This window comes from Belliella filtrata (assembly GCF_022549775.1).
Taxonomy (GTDB): domain Bacteria; phylum Bacteroidota; class Bacteroidia; order Cytophagales; family Cyclobacteriaceae; genus Belliella; species Belliella filtrata.
Map to the genome: position 1 here is coordinate 47,627 of NZ_JAKZGP010000021.1, position 20,245 is coordinate 67,871.

Consider the following 20,245-nt stretch of genomic DNA (forward strand, 5'->3'; position numbering starts at 1 on the left):
TTGAGCTATGTTTGAATTATTTATCAAAAGGCCGATTTTATCGACCGTTATTTCTGTGTTCATTACTTTGCTGGGTTTGTTGGCATTGACTTCACTGCCAATAACTCAATTTCCCGAGATTGTACCACCATCAGTGACAGTGACTGCAAAGTACACAGGTGCCAATGCGGAGGTATTGTCCAAGGCCGTAGCCACGCCACTTGAGCGAGCGATCAATGGTGTGCCAGGGATGAGTTATATGACATCAGTTAATACTAATGATGGTATCACCTTGATCAATGTGGTATTTGAAGTAGGGACTGATCCAGATCAAGCAGCTGTCAATGTGCAAAATAGGGTAGCGACTGTTTTAGATGAGCTTCCAGAGGAGGTAATTCGTGCAGGGGTTCAAACAGAAAAGGAAGTAAATAGTATGCTTCTTTACCTGAATTTGATGACTGCTGATACTACCCAAGATGAGAAGTTTGTTTATAATTTTGCAGATATCAATATTCTGCCCGAGCTCAAGAGGATAGATGGGGTAGGTTTTGCGCAGATCATGGGATCAAGGGACTATGCCATGCGTGTCTGGTTGAATCCAGACAGACTTGTAGCCTATGACTTAAGCCCTCAAGATGTTACAGAAGCCATAAGGAATCAAAACGTAGAAGCTGCACCAGGTAAATCAGGGATTTCTTCGGACAGAGATCCACAGGCTCTTCAATATGTATTGAAATACACAGGGAAGTTTAATCAGGTTTCAGATTTCGAGAATATTACTTTGAAAGCATTGCCTGATGGATCATTGCTGAAGCTACGTGATGTTGCTGAAGTCGCATTTGATTCTCAAGATTACAATATGGTATCCATGACGGATGGCAGACCTTCAGCATCTATCATGATCAAGCAGCGTCCCGGTTCCAATGCACGAGAAGTGATCGCCAATATCAAATCCAAAATGGAGGAGCTCCAAGACAGCTCATTTCCACCAGGTATGGAGTATAATTATTCTTATGATGTTTCTAGGTTTCTCGACGCTTCTATCTCAGAGGTTGTAAAAACCTTGATCGAGGCATTTCTCTTGGTATCTATTGTTGTATTTATTTTCTTACAAGATTTTAGATCTACCTTGATTCCAGCGATTGCTGTGCCAGTATCATTGATAGGGACTTTTGCTTTTATGCAAATGTTCGGGTTCTCAATCAACTTGCTGACTTTGTTTGCCCTGGTGTTGGCTATTGGTATTGTCGTGGATAATGCCATAGTTGTGGTAGAAGCTGTTCACGTCAAGATGCATGACCTCAAGCTAAATGCTTTGGATGCTACACTGGAGGCAATGAAAGAGATAGGTGGTGCCATTGTAGCAATCACATTGGTGATGTCAGCGGTGTTTATACCAGTAAGTTTTCTTTCGGGACCTGTCGGGATTTTTTATAGGCAATTCTCCCTCACCTTGGCTATAGCTATCGTGATATCTGGTATCAACGCCCTAACACTTTCACCAGCCTTGTGCGCACTCTTGTTGAAACCAAATGATATGGATCATAATCCCAAAAAAGGATTGATGCAGCGATTTTTCTATAACTTCAATAAAAAATATGATGCCCTGAGTACAAAGTATTCTTGGGTTTTGAAAAATATCTCTGGAAGGAGGGTAGTTACATTTGGTGCTTTGATCCTTTTCTTTGTCTTGACAGCAGGTGGTATTTCAATGGTTCCCGGGGGATTTATTCCTAATGAGGATCAAGGGATGATCTATGTCAATGTGACTACACCTCCGGGTGCCACTGTTGAGAGGACCAGTGTGGTTATGGATCAAGTCCAAGCAAGTCTTTTGCCATTAGAAGAGGTAGAGACCATTTCTACCCTAGCTGGATATTCTTTGCTTACAGAGACTGCAGGGGCATCTTATGGTATGGGGATGATCAATCTTGTAAACTGGGGGGATAGAGACAAAAATGTAAATGACCTAATTGCAGAATATCAGGAAAGGGTAGCTCATATTAAAGGTGCTGATGTTCAGTTTTTCTCTCCACCACCAGTGCCAGGATTTGGTAATGCCTCAGGATTTGAGCTAAGGCTTCAAGACCGAACAGGAGGAAGTCTGGAATTGATGGCAGAAGCTTCTCAAGCATTTGTAGATGCACTCAATGAAAGGCCAGAACTTCAAGGGGTATTCACCAATTTTGAACCAAATTTCCCTCAGTATATCATTCATGTAGATCATGATAAGGCGGCTAAACTTGGTGTTTCTGTGAATGAATCTATGGAAACACTTCAGAGCTATGTGGGGAGTTTTTACTCATCCAACTTCATCAGGTTTGGACAAATGTATAAAGTGATGATTCAAGCAGCTCCTGAATATAGAACTACTCCAGAATCTATCCTTAGCATGTATACCAAGAATGATAGGGGACAGATGGTGCCATATTCTAACTTTATCAGCCTGGAGAGAGTCTATGGTCCAGAACAGCTCTCCCGCTACAATATGTTCACCTCAGCCCTGATCAGTGGTGATGCAGCACCTGGATATTCTTCTGGTGATGCTATCAAAGCAGTGGAGGAAGTAGCAGCAGAGACTCTGCCTAGAGGCTTCGATACGGATTGGTCGGGAATCACTCGTGAGCAAATAGCTTCTGGAAATCAGGCTGTTTATATATTTTTGATCTGTTTGTTGTTTGTGTATTTGTTGCTAGCAGCACAATATGAAAGTTACTTCCTGCCTTTACCTGTGATCTTGTCTTTGCCGGCAGGTATATTTGGCTCATTCTTGTTTTTGAAGTTGATGGGCTTAGAGAATGATATCTACGCTCAAGTTTCTCTGGTGATGTTGATAGGATTGCTAGGTAAAAACGCTATTCTAATCATTGAGATTGCCATCCAAAACAGGGCTAGGGGTTTGTCTATTTTACAAAGTGCAATCAATGGCGGTGTAGAAAGATTAAGACCTATCCTGATGACATCTTTTGCATTTGTTTGTGGGTTGATTCCGCTTACCATTGCCTCTGGAGCAGGAGCTATTGGAAACAGGACGATTGGTACAGCTGCAGCAGGAGGGATGCTGATAGGGACTTTGATAGGTGTCTTCTTGATTCCGGGATTATATGTTGTATTCGAGACAATGGCCACCAAGTTTAGACGTAACCCTACCACAATCGATCATCAAAAAGAATTATAATGAAAATTAAATATAGCGTAATAGCATTCAGTTTGAGTATCCTAAGTGTGATGATAGGATGCAGCCCAGCGAAAATCACTTCTTCAAAAGAGAATCTAGGCATTCCTACTAAGTTTGAAAAAGTTACTGAGAGCTATTCCGATAGCTTAAACAATGTCGGCTTAGTACACTGGAAGCAGTATTTTGAAGATGAGAACCTCAAGAGACTTATACAAACAGCCTTAGAAAATAACCAAGATAACTTAAAGACACTTGAACGCATCAGGGCAGCAAGAGCAAGTTTTAGGATGGCAAAGGCAGGAGGATTACCTGAAGTCAATGCTATAGCAGGAGCTTCAACACGTCGATTTGGAGAATATACGATGGATGGAGTGGGAAATGCAGACTCAAATTTATCCCCAACTGTTCCAGCTGATAAAATGATTCCAGATCCTTACAGGGATTTTCTAGTCGGTGCGGAATTCAACTGGGAATTAGACGTATGGGGTAAATACCGTAACCGAAAAAAAGCAGCCTATGCCCGCCTGATGGCATCAGAAGAGATGTCAAATCATGTGCAAACTTGGTTGATTGCGGAAGTTGCCAATGTATATTATATGCTTGTTGGCCTTGATGAAGAATTGAGGATCCTTGAGAAAAACATTCAGATTCAAGGAGTGGCATTCAATTTTGCCAAAGAGATGAAAGAAGCTGGGAAAGAAAATCAGCTAGCAATTGATCAATTTGAAGCACTATTAATCAATTCGAAAGGGAAATTGATTCAAAGAAAAAGAGAGCAACGGTCTTATGAATTGATGCTTTCAGGTTTATTGGGTGTTTATGAATTTGATCATCAGAGAGACAGACTAGATCAGGTTAGTATAGGAGATAAAGTAATCCAAATAGGCCTTCCTTCTCAACTGCTCAATAATAGGCCTGATATCAGAAGTGCGGAGTTGGAGTTGCATGCCAGCAAAGCTGATGTTGCTGGAGCCAGGGCAGCGTTTTTCCCTTCATTCAATTTATTTGGTATGGCAGGATTCAATGCTTTTGACTTTGGGAAGTTGTTTTTCAATCCCGCATCCACTGTCTTTCAGCTGGGAAGTGGACTTTCTGCACCTATTTTCAATAGAAATAGTATCAGAATGGGATATGAGATAGCAAATGCCAATCAAAAAATTGCCATGCTTGACTATGAGCAGGTTGTTTTCAAAAGCTATTTGGAAGTTTTAGACTTGGTAAATGCCATTGAACAATTTGAGGCTCAATTCAAACTTAAGGAAAATGAAGTGGAAGTACAGCAACGTTCGGTTGAAAATTCAAATGTGATGTTTTCTGTGGGATATGCAAATTACCTTGATGTCACAAACGCACAACAAAGAGCCTTAGATGCAGAGATAGATAGGGTAGAGTTACAAGTAAACCAGATCCAAGCCAAAATAAAACTTTACAGAGCGCTTGGTGGAGGTTGGCAATAGTTCTTCATAGTTTGGAATTAAAAAATTAAAAAAGTCTTTGCCACTAGCAAAGACTTTTTTTATGAATCACATTGATCCCACTTAAAACTTAAACACTTTATAGATTTACTCTTTAAAGTATCTCAAATATGTAGATAAAAAATTCACTAAAAAATACCTACTTCTAGGTATTTTTTTGAAGTGATTATGTTTAAAGTATTGTTTAAAATGAAAATAATCATATTTACAAGTTCTTAAATGTTAGTTATTCCCGAATACCCTAGCATCAAGGTGGTCTTCAAGATTAAGTTTGTCGACTCCTTTGGATATCCAATCAGGAGCTTCTTTCCCTTTCAGATGGTGATCGAAAAACTCCATCATTCTGACACTATAATCTTTTCTATTCTCTAATTTGGATAGACCATGATTTTCACCTTTGTATTGAACCATAATTACTGGTTTTTTCAGTCTTCTCAAGGCGTTGTAGTACTCTATTCCTTGAGTAAAATCTACGGCGCCATCTTTATCATTGTGAAGCATAAGTAAAGGTGTGTTTACATTTTTCACATGATATACTGGAGAGTTTCTTTGATAAGAATCCCAGTTTTCCCACGGCCCACCTGTGAATCGACCTTGTGAGGATTCGAATATTGACATGTTTCCTCCTCCAGTATTCCAGTAGATCAAGTCGTACATAGAGATCATGTTGGTCAATGGAGCACCCGCTGCTGCTGCTTTGAACATGTCTGTTTGTGTAATTAAGAAGGAAGTTTGATACCCTCCCCAAGAATGTCCATGGATTCCGATATTTTTCTCATCAATAACACCTGTTTTGATCGCCTCTTTTACAGCTGGAATCACACACCATACAGCAGACATGCCAGGATCATCCATCGTGTATACGATATCTGGGATAAACACCGCATAGCCATTGCTGGTGTATATGTTTGGATTCCAGCCAGTACCGCTGAATCCAGGCGTGCTATAGTTATGAAGTGTCTGTGAGAGCTTTTCATAGTAGTACACAATAGTTGGATACTTTTTGCCTTCTTCATAGTTGGCTGGTAAGAACAGTGCTCCTTGCAATTTAGCCCCTTTATCAGAGACATAATCAACCAATTTGACTCCGGTAGACCAAGCATATTCAACTTCATTTGTCTTACCTTCTGTCAAAGGTTTGTGCTCACTTAACTGACTATTCGTCAAATAGAATGAGGTCGGTTTATTAAATGTCTCTTTCGTATAATAGAAGGTTTCAGCTGATTTTGCTTTTGATAGCCTGTTGATATTTGCGTCTTCCCATAGAAGGGATTGGGCACCAGCTTTCAGTCCAGCTTTTCCAGGGTCGATTGAGGCTATTCCACTTTTCTTGGTATGTTCACCATAAGTTCTAAAGTACTGTTTCTTTTTCCAGTCATATCCTTTTTCTTCTTCATCAAGGATAAATCTTGTTTGGTATCTAATGCCTTCTTCCTTACCATTTTGGGTTAAGTTGACAGCTTGACTTTTTCCATCTGTAGAGACTTGCCAAATGTCCCATCCGTCACGTAATAAGATATACTTGCTATCGTTACTCCAGCCAAGTGCATTTTGCATAGGTTTGATCACATTGTGATCATCCTCATCATTGACAAATGACACGTCGATTTTCTCAGTAATATTAGTTTTTGTTTTGCTGACAATATCATAGATGTAGAAGTGTCCATCATAAGCATAAAGTAGCTTTGACCCATCCGTTGATGATCTAGGGAAAGAGCCAAATGAAGGGAGGTAGAATTTCTCTAGGAATGTGCTTTTCTCCCCTGTGCTCAAATCTACAATGTAAAAGTCTCGATAGTTTTGCCCATCCAAGTTCATGTCCAATTCATAGGCAGATTGGTCAGCTCCAAGGGCATACTTTTCTTTTGGTAAAATGGTCAGCTCCTTCATGGTGCTGTCTTGAAGAGCTGTGTGTTTACCATTACTTACTTGATACATCGCCCAGAAGCTGTAGTTTTTGTCTTGATTCTCAAGAACCTGCTGTCTGGATTGAAGTCTGGTGTCTTGCCAATGCCATATAGCCATATCTGGCTTGGTCAGATCGTCAGATTTTCCTGAAGGTGAAGCTTTACTGCTATCGTTTTTGGCAATGGCTTTTTGTAGGTCAGCCATACTCTTGATTGTAGTGTCAGCTAGTATTTTTCGAAGTTTTTCAGACTCAGCTAGTTTCAAAGAATCTTTGTTGTCAGATTTTTTTCCAGCTTTTTCGTCCTCTTTTTTCGCTAAAACCAATGGGTGAATTCCATAGAAGATTCTAGTCAAATCTTCAGACCATTGAGGTCTCCTGTTAGCACTGATGGTGTAGGATTGGGAGAAGTTCACACTATCTTTCGCTGGATCGTATATGGTGAGCTGTGGATTGTTGATATTCTTTACCCCAATGAGTTTACCATGCTCCTGCTTGTACTTTTTGTCCTTGACCATTTTGAGAAGTGCAAATGCATCCCCTTTTTCTGTCCAATTAATTGACTTAAAAGTGGCTTCATCGCTTTCCAGTACAGTTGTAGAATTGCTTGTAAGGTTCATCAAATATACACCATTACCGGATTGATTTGCCGCATCAACAGTGTAAGCGAGGTGAGTTCCAGCTTTGTTAAATGAAAATTCAGATACATTGCCCAGGTTTTGCTTTTTGCCTGTTTTCAAAGCTACCAAAAGTAGGTCTGAGCCTTTGGCATCACCACTGCTTCCTTCTTTTGTAAGGTTCAATACCAAATGTGTTGAAGCGATATTGTTGAAGGAGTAGCTTCCTACTTTTTCAAATTCCTGCTTTTTGTCTTCTTTTAGATCAATCAAAATGACTTTTTCAGGAAGAGGCTTACCTTTGTTAGCTTTTTTCTCTTTTTCCTTAGGGTATTCCTTAAAAGCGATCCATCTGCTATCATCACTAAAAGAAACACTTGGCATATTGGTAGACCCTATGGCAAATGATTTTTTATCAGAAGGATCATTGGTGTTTTGGATGATCAGTTCTCCGTCACCTTCGACAGGTAGGATTCCATAGACTACCCATTTCCCATTAGGTGACATTTTGAATGAACCTGTAGAAATGGATTTCCATGCAGGGATATCTTTCCATTGCATGGGTTTGGGATTTGAATTTTCCTGTGCTTGCGCTTCAAAAATGAAGAATATTGCAAGGAAAAGGTAAATTAATTTTTTATTCATGATATTCTGCATTTTTTACATTACGGGTGATTTACATATCTTTCGAAGAATTCCATGATTCTTCCTATTCTGTCAATTCTTCTGTGTATAGCTCCTGATCTAGAGAGCTCGTGTCCTTCCTCCGGGTATCTCACATATTCTACTGGCTTACCAAGAATCTTTAGGCTTTTGTAAAGAAGTTCTGACTGCCTTACTCCTGTTCTGTAGTCTACATCACCATGCTTGATGAGTAGGGGAGTTTGGATGTTTTGAACGTATGTTTGAGGACTGTTGTAATCCATGATCTCTTTTACACCCTCTTCCCATGGATATCCGAAGTGATTTGGAACTAATCTCCAAGCATTGCCTTCTCCTAAGAAGAAAGTGAGTTCATATACACCTCTTTGAGAGAATGCTGCCTTGAACCTGTGATCGTGACCGACAATCCATGCTGTCAGGTAGCCAGCATAAGATCCACCTGTAAGGAAATATTGATCTTGATCTATCCAAGCGTACTTACTAGCGGCATCATCTAAAGATCCGAGTACATCAGAAGATGGTCCGTCACCCCAGTCTCGGTAATTTCCTTTTTGAAATGCTTTTCCATAGCCACCACTTCCTCTTGGATTGGCATATACTACACCATATCCCATGGCCGCCATGACTTGGTACTCATGCCACATAGATCCTTCACCTGGTCCCCACATTGCTGATGGGCCTCCGTGCATTTGTAGTACAGTTGGGTATTTGACTCCTTCTTGTTGATTTACGGGAGGCATTACCCAATAATCAACGGTGAAACCATCATTGGTTTTGATTTGGTGTGCTGTAGGTTTGGATATTTTTTTATTGGCTAGCCAATCTTCGTTGAACTTACTGATTTGTTTTGGAGATTTGTTCGAAAGGTTTGCTGTGTAGAATTCCGATGGATTTTCGATTTTCACTAGAGAATAGACCATTTTTTGACCCACGATGTTCAAGTTACTGATACCCACTGGTCCAGTAATGATAGGATCAATCTTTCCATTGCTGATGTTCACTTTCCAAAGAGAATTACCTCCTTGATTTCCACCTGTGAAGAATATAGACTGACTGTCAGCTGTCCACTCTCCACTTGAGATGCTTCTATCTAAGGATTCAGTTAGCCATTTGAAGCCTGAGCCATCTGGTTTGATGAGGCCTATCATGCTTTGGTTATAGCTAGGTTCCTCTATGTTTTGACCATTGATCAATATCCACTTCCCATCAGGCGAGAATTTGGGGTTACCAACTCTGTGATTTTCGAGCTTGAAAAAGACCTCTGAAGCTTTGGTACCAAGATCGATTTTCCAGATTTCGGTATGAGATGTCAAATCTGGATGTTCTTCATTTTTCAATGAGGACGCAAGAATATAGCTTCCGTCAGGTGCCCAAGTGGCACCGAAGTAACTTTGGAAACCCTGAGTAAGTACTTCGGATGTTTTCTTTTCAAGGTCAAAGACGCCCAAGTGAGAAAAATATAAATCAGGACTCAGGTCCCTTTCACCTAGAAAGTTTAACCTATCGATGACTTTAGGATCATTTTTAGAAGCATTTTTTGCTAGCCAAGCTCTAAGCTCCTCCAAATTACCATCAGGATTAGGTTTGATCTCTTCTGCGCCTATGCCAGCATTGATTGCTTTGTAGTTTGGTTCATCTCCATAGGATCTACCAGGTCTTTGATGTTCCCATTCAGGTCTACCATCGATTGACCATAGTGGTAGTGTACTTGAGTACAGTATTTTTTTGCCGTCAGGTGACCATTGAGGATTACTTGCGCCATTTTTATCACTAGTTAGGACATAGCTTTCACCGCCGTTCATAGGCAAAAGCCAGATTTGAGCTTTTCCATCTTTTGCTTTGGTGTATGCTAGGTGTTTGCCATCTGGTGAAAGTGCAAAGGAGGATACATTGTATTCAGAAGATGTTAAAGGGCGGATTTCAATATCGCCTTCTAGGTTGCTGATAAAAACCTGACTTTTATAAGCGTATTGTTCTTTCCCTTTGTCTTCTATGAAGTTTTTAACAAAGATTACATGCTTGCCATCAGGGGTGATTTGATGAGAAGAGGTAGTGACTATTTTGGTAAGATCAGTAAGCTGAATCAGCTCGTCCTTTTGTGCCATTACCTGATGCACAAAGAGGAAAAGGACAAGAATGAAGGATTTTGAGTAAATATTCATTATTTTAATTTTGGTTTCATTAAAGTTTTAATGGAATTGTCGTAGTTTAGTTGGCTCGATTGCTATTCATCCCAAATCAATCTATAGTAAATAAGAAGTGTCAATGGACGATCTATTACAGGTGGCCTTTACTAGCGTTTTTGATCAAATCAAAGAACCTATCCTGATCTTTACCAAAGAGGAAATCATTTATTTGAATCAATATTTTAAAGAAAACTTTAAAATTAACTTCAATAACTGCAATGAGTTTTTTCTTGAACATAACATTAAGTCAGAAATTAACGATTTTTTTCTCAAAGGAGAATTACCGCAAATGGAAATTATAAGACCTTTGCAGTACTTTTCAGGAATCTCTATTGATTTTAAATGGCAGCTTGCCAAGCTTAATGAAGATTCTTCTCGAGATAACTTGTTGTTTTTGAAAGGTATTCCATTGCATCATAATACTGAAATCCATCACGACAAGAGAGGATTAAGTAATCATTACGAGTTGGAAAAATTGATCAATAAGATTTCCAAAAAGATTGTTAATGCCTCATATGATCAACTTGAAGCTGTATTCAATGAATCATTGAGCTTATTGGGAGAGTTTGAAGATGTGGATAGGGCTTACATGTTTTTATTTCACGATTCAAGCTTAAAGATTGAAAGGGGATACGAATGGGTTAGGAAGGGAGTCCTGCCCCAAATTGATTTTATTAAAAGTATCCAAATTGATAATGATTTTTCTTCATTTCAAGCACTAAGAAAAGGGGAGGTGTTTTTGATGCCTGAAGTTTCTAAGATGGATGAAAGATTTGCTGTTGAGCGAGACATTTTTTTAAAGCAAAAAATTGATTCTGTGATTTTAATTCCTATCATGTCAGAGAAGAAGCTGATTGGATTTTTTGGACTAGATGTTGTTGGAAGGACAAGGAATTGGAATGATGGTGATATATATGTATTGACACAGCTTGCAGATGTGTTTTCGGGTGCCTTGAAAAGTAAACGAATAAGGAGAGATCTGCGGATGCAATCTCAGATTTTGGCACAAATCAAAGATTCTATTCTAGTCACAGATACAGCACTTAACGTGTTGTATATGAATGATGCAGCCTATGAGGAGTCTGGAATTGATCATAAAACTAACCTTGGGATCAAAATTTTTGAATTGTTTGATTTTACTGCCCATCAAAACTTTGATTTAAGGGCAGAATTAGATGAATTGATGAATATAGAGGAGGTGAAACGTGAGCTTGTATTGGTCAATTCTCAAAGGAAGTCCATTCCAATCGAGCTTTACATTAAGCTGTTTCATAATGACCAAAATAAAGTTATTGGATATACTTTTTTGATGAGAAATCTTTTGCAAATCAATCAGCAAAAGGACTTAGCTAAAAAAGCAAAAATGATCATTGAAAATAGTTCATCGGTACTATTTACATTGGATCCCAATGATCATTTTAGGATACTTTATATCACTGATAATATTCATCAGTTTGGTTATAATGCTAAGAAGCTTTTGAACAGTAAGGCAAGTATTCTTGACCTGATACATCCTGATGATGCAGAAGAATTGATTCATTATCATTATGCTAGAAAGGATAAAAGAGGAGTACCTGCTTTTTCAGGGGAATACCGTATCAGGAAAAAAGATGGTACATACAGGTGGGTAGAAGACAAAACGCGTGAAGTATATGATCACTTTGGGCAGATTGTGCTTCATGAAGGTGTGATTCAAGATGTGACTGAAAGAAAGAGGGATAGAGAAGAAATCCTACGTGCTAAGCAACAATATAGGGTTTTGGCTGCAAATATACCTTTGACAAGCGTGTTTCTGATAGATCGGCAGCTGACTTATGTAGTAGCTGAAGGAACAAATTTCAGAAAGTGGAAAATGACTTCAGGTGACTTTGAAAATAAGGGCTTACATGAAGTTCAAGTACATAACCTTGATCAAATAAAATCAGCTGTCGAAAGTACTTTGAAAGACAGGATTTTCACCCAAAAGAACATCAAATTCAGAGGTAGAGTCTATGAAATGACGGTGAGACCAATTATTCATGACGGAGAAGTAGAGTATGCGTTAGGTATCATCAGAGATATTCATGATGAATATGAAGCCAAAGAAAGGTTGAAAGCCAGTGAAGAAAAATACAGGTCTCTTGTAGAGGAATCTACTGAGATTATTTTTTCTGTAGGTATGGACATGAATTTGATGTACGTTTCTCCAAATATTAAGCAATTTTTAGGTTTTGAGGCTCATGAAGTGATTGGTAAAAACCTTATCAACTACTTACATCATGAAGATAAGATGATTTTTGAAGGGTTGTTGGAATCACATGCAGGAGATTTCTTTGAAGCGAATCAATATCTGGAATATAAAATTAAGCACAAAGATGGAAGTTTCAGAATGATGAGTTCTAATGGTCGATTGATAAGAGATGAGAATGGTAATATCAAGCAGTACATGGGTATAGCAAGAGATATCACCAAACTCAAAAACACCCAGCGTGACCTCTATCTTGCTAAGGAAAAAGCAGAACAAGCACTCACGATCAAGTCCCAGTTTCTATCCATCATGAGCCATGAAATCCGAACGCCCATGAACGCAGTGATAGGTATGGCACACTTACTCATTGAAGATCAGCCTAGACCTGATCAGCTTGAAAACCTTAAAACACTTCAATTCTCTGCTGAAAACCTACTTGGTCTTATTAACGATATTTTGGATTTCACCAAAATTGATTCGGGTAAAGTTGAGCTAGAAAAAGTAGCCTTTGACCTGAGATTAGTTTTCAATAGGATCATTCATTCGTACAGTTATCAAGTAAGAGAGAAAAATCTTGATGTTCATTTCGAGGTGGATGATACCCTTCCTAGGATTGTGATGAGTGATCCAGTTCGCTTGTCTCAAGTCGCCAACAACTTGATTTCTAATGCTATCAAGTTTACTGAAAGTGGTTTTGTCAAAATTAAATTGTCAAATATCCATGAAGACATCAAGCAAGTAAGGGTAAGGTTTGATTTTGAGGATAGTGGGATAGGAATTCCAGAGGAGAAGTTACATACTATATTTGAGGCATTTACCCAAGCGAGTGCAGCTACTACCAGAAAATACGGTGGTACGGGACTTGGTTTGGCTATAGTGAAGCGCTTAGTAGGAATTTTTGGGGGAAATATTGTAGTGAAACGACAAGGAGGAGGGGGGACTTTATTCAGTTTTGAGCTGGATCTAGAAAAGCCAATTGTGCTACAAACAGAGCAAAATCAAGATATATCAACCAAAGATGATGTAGACCTATCTTACGCTAAAATATTGGTGGCTGAGGATAATCTAGTCAATCAAATCATGATCAAGAAGTTCCTAACTAAATGGGGAGTGACAAACTTGGTGATCAGCAATGATGGTCTTGAAGCTGTGGAGGCACTTGAGCAACAAAAGTTTGATTTGATTTTGCTTGATTTGCAAATGCCCGAAATGGATGGCTTCGAAGTAGGACATTTTATCCGAAATCACACGCGTGATGAAATTAGAAGTTTGCCTATCATAGCATTGACAGCATCATCTTTGCTAGAGGTAAAGGATCAATTGGAGGCCGTAGGGATAAACGATTTTATACCTAAGCCTTTTAATCCAGATAATTTATATGCCAAAATTATCAAATACCTGAAGGTTTGATCAATTTGATCTTTTCAATTGCAGGAATTCGATTAATTTTGGGGGATATTAGCCAACTATGAGAAAACTACTTTTCATCTGCGTCTTTTTGATTTCGACCATTGCAGTGGGACAAAAAAATGAAGGTAATAGATCCACATTTTATTTCACCCAGGGTTATACTGGTGCTAACCTAAGGCTATTCAATGAGATGTTGGCTTCAAAGGGTTTGTCCCAGATGCGCAATGGCTATTCTAATCTTGGCTTGGGGTATCAAACCAGGTACAACGATTTCATCCTTGGTGTAGAATTGTTTCAAAATAATGGAAGAAGATCCACCTTCAATGGTTATAACCTAGACTACAGGACAACGAGAGCCATGATCAATGTGGGCTACGCTTTGACAGAGGAAGGAAGGTTTCAGTTCATACATTACATGTCAGTGGGTACGGGCTTTATGAATTTTCAGATGTTGAAGGACATTCCAAATGAGAGGATTTCTGAATTTTTGAGAGAGCCAGCTCAAGGTTATATATTACGAGAAGGAAATATCCATAAAGGATCCAGGTATTTTTCAGGATTTTTGACAGAAATAGGTTTTCAAATGAGCTATGATTTGGATATTCCTGGTAGAGAAGAGGTATTGGAAATCATGACAAAGTTTGGCTATTCCTTTAGTCCATTTGAAGAAGGCTGGGACTTAAATGGCGTGAAGTTTGGAAATGCCCAAAGTGGAGCCTTTATTAGGGTAGGAGCTGGGATTTCACTTCCAGACAGGAATTTTTTTTATAGAGATGCATCTATTTCAGCACAGTTGCTGACTGGGTTTCATTTTACTTCACCAAACAGATTCAATGAAGCCTTGGAAGCTAACGGTTACAATGCTTTTGAAGGAAGACCAAATAACTGGGGACTAAAAATACTAGGGGATAGTAAGGGCTGGCTATATGGAATGGATGTATATAACGTAGGATTGAAAGGCGAGGCTAATGAAACGTATTCGCATACACTCAATAGCGTCAGGTTATATGGTAATGCTGGTTATAAATTTTATGACAGGAGAAATGTGGAAATAGGAGGTTTGGCTGGTCTAGGGTATGGAAACCTACGATACACTTTGACTAATGACACAAAGCCAGACTTTCCAAGATTGTTTGAAGAGCCAGATTTTGACGGTCAGTTGCGTGCTAGAGGCTTGATGGGAAAGCCAGAGCTGTATATTGCCTATGGATTGCCCTTATCCAAAACGAATATGTTTAATTTGATTTTTTCAGTGCATGGAGGCTATGAAGTGCCATTAGGTAGGTACACGCTTGCTGACATACCCATGTACCAATATATGGGTAATTCCTACTTACATTTCACTGTAGGAATTCGACCATAATTTAATCTTTTAGCGAATCATATAAGGTGTTTTCTTAACAATTACACTTAGATTTGAAAGATTTTTTAAAAATAATACTAAAATTAAAGAATAGACTGTACCTTTGAAGTTGCTTATCGAGAAAGACCGAGGGAAGGGCCCTGCGACGTCTTAGCAACCTGAATCAACAAGGTGCTAACTCCCATTCTGAAAATAGTTCGGAAAAAGATGAGCGGTAGATTAGATACAATATCTTTTTTCTTCCGGTTCTTGCTCGCATAAGCTTTTGAAATCAAATGAGCAAATGAATAGAACCGATATACTTCTAAAACAAGCCAAGCAAAGAGTCCTAATCCTAGACGGAGCCATGGGGACGATGATACAGCGATATAAGCTTGATGAAGAGGATTTTAGAACGCCAGAATTAGCTGATCACCCCAAAGCTTTGAAAGGAAACAATGATCTGTTGTCTCTGAGTAGGCCCGATGTGATCAAGGCTATCCATGCAGCATACCTAGAAGTAGGAGCAGACATCATCGAAACAAACACATTCAGTGGTACGACCATCGCCCAAGCAGATTATGGGCTGGAACATCTGGCCTATCAGATTAATTATGAATCAGCCAAAATCGCGAAGGAAGCCGCTTTGGAATATTCAGCTAAAACTCCAAATCAGCCTAGGTTCGTAGCGGGAGCAGTTGGTCCAACAAACAGAACAGCATCTATTTCTCCAGATGTCAATGATCCAGGATATAGAGCAGTGACCTTTGACCAGCTTGCAGAAGCATACAAAGAGCAAGTGGAAGGATTACTTGATGGAGGTTCAGATATCATTTTGGTAGAGACGATCTTCGATACCTTGAATGCCAAGGCAGCTATTTTTGCCATCCAAGACGTGTTTGAGAACCGTGGATTGCCTTTAGACCCAGCGGATGGAGGTATTCCTGTGATGATTTCAGGTACGATTACTGATGCTTCAGGAAGAACGCTTTCTGGGCAGACTACGGAAGCATTTTTGATTTCGGTATCTCATATACCCCTCTTTAGCATTGGGCTCAATTGTGCATTGGGAGCAAAGGAACTTAGGCCATACTTAAAAGTGTTGGCAGAGAATGCGCCATTTTATGTAAGTGCATACCCAAATGCGGGATTGCCTAACGAATTTGGACAGTATGATCAAGATGCTCAAGAAATGTCAAATCAAGTGGAGGATTTTCTCAAGGAAGGAATGATTAATGTACTTGGGGGGTGCTGTGGCACGACGCCAGATCACATAGCAGCATTGTCGAGGATAGCTTCTAAGTATGGTCCAAGAAAATTAGAACTTATAAGCGATTCAGATGAGTAAGATAAAGCATAGAAATGTATTGAAACTATCGGGCTTAGAACCTTTGGTTTTTACTCCTGAGATCAATTTTGTAAATATTGGAGAGCGGACGAATATCACGGGATCCAAAAAATTTGCAAGGTTGATCCTGAATGGTCAGTATGATGAGGCTTTGGAGGTTGCCCTAGATCAAGTAAGAGGAGGAGCACAGATATTGGATGTCTGTATGGATGAGGGAATGCTGGACGGAGTCGTAGCTATGCAGCGATTTTTGAATTTGATCGCTTCAGAACCAGAGATCAGCAGGATTCCTATCATGATCGATAGCAGTAGGTGGGAGATCATCCTTGCAGGACTGAAATGTGTGCAAGGAAAAGGTATTGTAAATTCTATAAGTTTAAAGAATGGTGAGAAAGAGTTTGTTCACCAAGCCAAGACGATCAAGAAGTTTGGAGCTGCCGTAGTCGTGATGGCATTTGATGAGGTAGGGCAGGCAGATACTTATCAGAGACGAATTGAAATATGTAAAAGGAGTTATGATATCTTGGTCAATGAAGTGAAATTTAATGCTCAAGACATCATCTTTGACCCGAATATCTTTCCAGTGGCCACAGGTATGGAGGAGCACAGAAAGAATGCCATAGACTTTTTCAACGCCACGCAATGGATCAAACAAAACTTACCAGGAGCAAAGGTAAGTGGGGGTGTCAGTAATGTGAGTTTTTCCTTTAGAGGAAATAACCCTGTGAGAGAAGCGATGCATGCGGCATTTCTCTATCATGCCATCAAGCATGGTATGGATATGGGGATTGTCAACCCCACAATGCTTGAAATCTATGATGATATTCCGAAGGACCTGCTGAAGAAGGTGGAGGATGTTCTTTTTGATAAGCATGATGCTGCTACAGAGGAGTTACTGGAGTTTGCCGAGACAGTGAAAGCCTCTGACAAAAAGGAAGCAGCGGCGGAGCTATGGAGAGATGAACCAGTATCTAAGCGGATAGAGCATGCATTAGTCAAAGGTATTTTGGATTATATCATAGAAGATACAGAAGCGGCAAGAATTGAATTGAATAACCCTCTCAAAGTGATTGAGGGACCTTTGATGGATGGGATGAATGTCGTTGGGGATTTGTTTGGTGAAGGAAAGATGTTTCTTCCCCAAGTGGTGAAATCCGCTAGGGTAATGAAAAAAGCAGTAGCCTATCTAGAGCCTTACATGCCCAAAGCAGGAGATGAAGGCTATAGTGATGAGCAAAGTAGTATCAAGAAAATATTGCTGGCTACCGTCAAAGGTGATGTACATGATATAGGAAAGAACATCGTTGGTGTTGTTTTGGCATGCAATAGCTATCAGATCATTGACTTGGGTGTGATGGTCGACGCGCAGAAAATCATCGATGAGGCCATTGCTAACAAAGTAGATATCATCGGCCTAAGTGGTCTGATAACTCCTTCTTTAGACGAAATGGTATATGTGGCTGCAGAGATGGAGCGGCAGGGTTTGACTATTCCATTGCTGATCGGTGGGGCTACTACTTCGCGGATTCATACGGCTGTGAAGATAGATCCAGTTTATTCTGGAACTGTAATTCATGTAACTGATGCTTCTAAATCGGTTCCTATTGCTGGAGAGTCTATATCTGAGGAAACCAAAGTAACTTATCACAAACAAATCAAAGAAACTTACAGACAGCTTAGGATAGAACACGAGGCCAAGCAGCAAGTCAAGCAAATGGCTACATACCAGGAAGCCAAAGCAAACCCAGTGTTTATTGATTGGGAGAATTTTGAGCCTTTTACTCCAAAAAAACTTGGAACCACAGTACTAGATGATATAGATCTTGAGGTATTGAGGGGGTATATCGATTGGACACCATTCTTTAGCACATGGATGCTTTCAGGGAAATTCCCTAAAATCCTTGATGACAAAGTAGTAGGAGAGGAAGCCACCAGACTATACAAAGAAGCCAATGCCATGCTTGATAATATCATATCTGAAAAGTGGCTACAGGCCAAAGCGGTAGTAGGATTATATCCTGTACAGCGTGTGAGTGATGATCTGGTGGTCTCTGAGGAAGGTTTGAGTTTTCATTTTCTTCGTCAGCAGGGCAAAAAAGGAAAAGGAGTACCTAATAGGTCTCTTGCAGATTATATTCATCCAGAGAAAACAGATTATCTAGGTGGTTTTGCAGTGACTGCGGGATGGGGTATTGAGAAGAAACTAGAAGAGTTCCAGGCCAAAGGTGATGATTATAATGATATTATGCTCAAATCCTTGGCGGACAGGTTAGCGGAAGCTGGTGCAGAGTACTTGCATGAGTTAGTAAGGAAGGAGCTTTGGGGCTATGCCAAAGAAGAGCAGCTTGACAATGATGCCTTGATCAAAGAATCCTATGCTGGAATCAGACCAGCACCAGGATATCCGGCTTGTCCAGAGCACTCTGAGAAGCGAACGCTTTTTGAATTGCTTGAGGTGGAGAAAAACATCGGGATTACACTTACTGATAGTTTTGCCATGTATCCTACTTCGTCAGTTAGTGGATTTTATTTTGGTCATCCAGAGAGCAAGTATTTTGGTCTTGGAAAAATCGCCGAGGACCAAGTGGCAGATTATGCCAGAAGAAAAGGAGTAAGTCAAGCTCAAGCTGAAAAGTGGCTTTCTCCAAATCTAGCTTATTCCCCTTCATTTAATGTACAAGAATCGTAATTATGAAAATCACCGAACATATCAATCAAGCCAAGAAAACGCTTTTTTCTTTTGAAATCCTTCCACCTTTGAAAGGGCAGAGTTTGAACGACCTCTGTGTAGGAATTGAGCCTTTGATGGAGTTCAATCCGCCATTTGTCGATGTGACTTACCACAGGGAAGAATTCATCTATAAAAAACATCCAAATGGTCTTTTGGAAAAAGTAAGTACCAAAAAACGTCCAGGTACCGTGGGAATCTGTGCAGCGATCATGAATCGTTTTGAGGTAGATGCTGTACCTCACCTGCTATGTGGAGGGTTTACCAAAGAAGAAACCGAAAATGCACTGATAGACCTGAATTTCATTGGTGTACAAAATGTGCTCGCTCTGAGAGGCGATGCACCCAAGAGTGAAAATAAGTTTGTGCCAGAGCCAGATGGTCATGCCTACACCAAGGATTTGGTGAGTCAAATCATCGGGATGAATAATGGAAAGTATCTTCACGAAGAAACAGAAACTGGTTTCCACACTGATTTCTGTGTCGGAGTAGCAGGATATCCAGAGAAGCATTTTGAGGCACCGAGTTTGAAGTTTGACCTGAAATATTTGAAAGAGAAAGTTGATGCAGGTGCTGAATATATTGTGACTCAAATGTTTTTTGACAATCAGAAGTATTTTGAGTTTGTGCAAAAAGTGAGGGATCTAGGTATTACTATTCCAATCATTCCCGGCTTGAAGCCTATCACTACCCTTGGTCAAATCACCATGCTGCCAAGGACATTTTTCCTAGATCTTCCAGATGCGCTGATGGATGATTTGGAAAAATGTAAAAGTAATATCGACGTGAAGCAAGTAGGTATAGAATGGGCTATCCAACAAAGCAAAGAATTGATAGCAGCTGGAACACCATGTCTACATTACTATACCATGAGCAAAGCAGATGCGACCTACAAGATTGCCAAGGAAGTGTTTTAAAGATGGGTAGTTGCAAAAAATTTCGTGATGATTATAATATGGTTTTAGCAGATCGGATATTAGTTGATCTCTAAAACCCTCAGACCTTTCAGGTTTTTATTGATTAACAGTCAGTTGTTGGAAATAATCGATTGAAACCTGGAAGATTCTGTGTTAAATTTCAAATAAAATCTAAATTTTTTACCTTTGATTTGTAAATCAGCTTAAGCTAGATTCAAAAGGTCCTGTTATTTCTGGCAGGGCCTTTCTTTTTTCTTCATAATCTATAT

9 protein-coding genes and 1 riboswitch are annotated in these 20,245 nt (G+C 39.6%); of the genes, 7 read left to right on the top strand and 2 right to left on the bottom strand.

Features of this window, described 5'->3' with window-relative positions:
• Positions 1 to 7: 7 nt before the first annotated feature.
• Positions 8 to 3,157 carry an efflux RND transporter permease subunit gene (locus MM239_RS09920; RefSeq protein WP_241348031.1) on the top strand — a complete coding sequence of 1,050 codons (3,150 nt, stop codon included), beginning with the start codon at positions 8 to 10 and terminating at the stop codon, positions 3,155 to 3,157.
• Positions 3,157 to 4,614 (top strand): TolC family protein, encoded by a 1,458-nt coding sequence (locus MM239_RS09925; RefSeq protein WP_241348032.1) that lies wholly within the window; start codon positions 3,157 to 3,159, stop codon positions 4,612 to 4,614. Before MM239_RS09920 ends, MM239_RS09925 begins: the two co-directional genes overlap by 1 nt.
• A gap of 240 nt (positions 4,615 to 4,854) precedes the next feature.
• On the opposite strand, the gene MM239_RS09930 is transcribed toward MM239_RS09925, so the two are convergent.
• Entirely contained in the window at positions 4,855 to 7,800 is a 2,946-nt protein-coding gene (locus MM239_RS09930; protein ID WP_241348033.1) for an alpha/beta hydrolase family protein, read from the bottom strand.
• Positions 7,801 to 7,820: 20 nt separating this feature from the next.
• Positions 7,821 to 9,980 (bottom strand): S9 family peptidase, encoded by a 2,160-nt coding sequence (locus tag MM239_RS09935; protein ID WP_241348034.1) that lies wholly within the window; start codon positions 9,978 to 9,980, stop codon positions 7,821 to 7,823.
• A gap of 103 nt (positions 9,981 to 10,083) precedes the next feature.
• Between MM239_RS09935 and MM239_RS09940 the strand changes: the two genes are divergently transcribed.
• The 5 genes from MM239_RS09940 to metF all read left to right on the top strand — a co-directional run bounded on the left by MM239_RS09940 (position 10,084) and on the right by metF (position 19,976).
• A complete protein-coding gene (locus tag MM239_RS09940) occupies positions 10,084 to 13,641 on the top strand; it encodes a PAS domain S-box protein (protein WP_241348036.1) in 3,558 nt (1,185 codons plus the stop codon).
• A 58-nt stretch (positions 13,642 to 13,699) separates the two neighbouring features.
• A complete protein-coding gene (locus MM239_RS09945) occupies positions 13,700 to 15,004 on the top strand; it encodes a hypothetical protein (protein ID WP_241348037.1) in 1,305 nt (434 codons plus the stop codon).
• Between the two features lie 110 nt (positions 15,005 to 15,114).
• A riboswitch (SAM riboswitch) is annotated at positions 15,115 to 15,218 on the top strand.
• Positions 15,219 to 15,287: 69 nt separating this feature from the next.
• Positions 15,288 to 16,331, top strand: a complete 1,044-nt coding sequence (locus MM239_RS09950; RefSeq protein WP_241348039.1) for a homocysteine S-methyltransferase family protein — start codon at positions 15,288 to 15,290, stop codon at positions 16,329 to 16,331.
• On the top strand, positions 16,324 to 19,020 hold the full coding sequence (gene metH / locus MM239_RS09955; protein ID WP_241348040.1) for a methionine synthase: 2,697 nt from the start codon (positions 16,324 to 16,326) through the stop codon (positions 19,018 to 19,020). The genes MM239_RS09950 and metH overlap by 8 nt, the downstream gene beginning before the upstream one ends.
• Before the next feature lie 2 nt (positions 19,021 to 19,022).
• Entirely contained in the window at positions 19,023 to 19,976 is a 954-nt protein-coding gene (gene metF / locus MM239_RS09960; protein WP_241348041.1) for a methylenetetrahydrofolate reductase [NAD(P)H], read from the top strand.
• The last annotated feature ends 269 nt before the right edge of the window (positions 19,977 to 20,245 follow it).

Excerpts from the sequence above, each read along its gene's own strand:
- MM239_RS09920 (WP_241348031.1), top strand. The coding sequence starts at position 8 with ATGTTTGAATTATTTATCAAAAGGCCGATTTTATCGACCGTTATTTCT.
- MM239_RS09925 (WP_241348032.1), top strand. The coding sequence starts at position 3,157 with ATGAAAATTAAATATAGCGTAATAGCATTCAGTTTGAGTATCCTAAGT.
- MM239_RS09930 (WP_241348033.1), bottom strand. The coding sequence starts at position 7,800 with ATGAATAAAAAATTAATTTACCTTTTCCTTGCAATATTCTTCATTTTT.
- MM239_RS09935 (WP_241348034.1), bottom strand. The coding sequence starts at position 9,980 with ATGAATATTTACTCAAAATCCTTCATTCTTGTCCTTTTCCTCTTTGTG.
- MM239_RS09940 (WP_241348036.1), top strand. The coding sequence starts at position 10,084 with ATGGACGATCTATTACAGGTGGCCTTTACTAGCGTTTTTGATCAAATC.
- MM239_RS09945 (WP_241348037.1), top strand. The coding sequence starts at position 13,700 with ATGAGAAAACTACTTTTCATCTGCGTCTTTTTGATTTCGACCATTGCA.
- MM239_RS09950 (WP_241348039.1), top strand. The coding sequence starts at position 15,288 with ATGAATAGAACCGATATACTTCTAAAACAAGCCAAGCAAAGAGTCCTA.
- metH (WP_241348040.1), top strand. The coding sequence starts at position 16,324 with ATGAGTAAGATAAAGCATAGAAATGTATTGAAACTATCGGGCTTAGAA.
- metF (WP_241348041.1), top strand. The coding sequence starts at position 19,023 with ATGAAAATCACCGAACATATCAATCAAGCCAAGAAAACGCTTTTTTCT.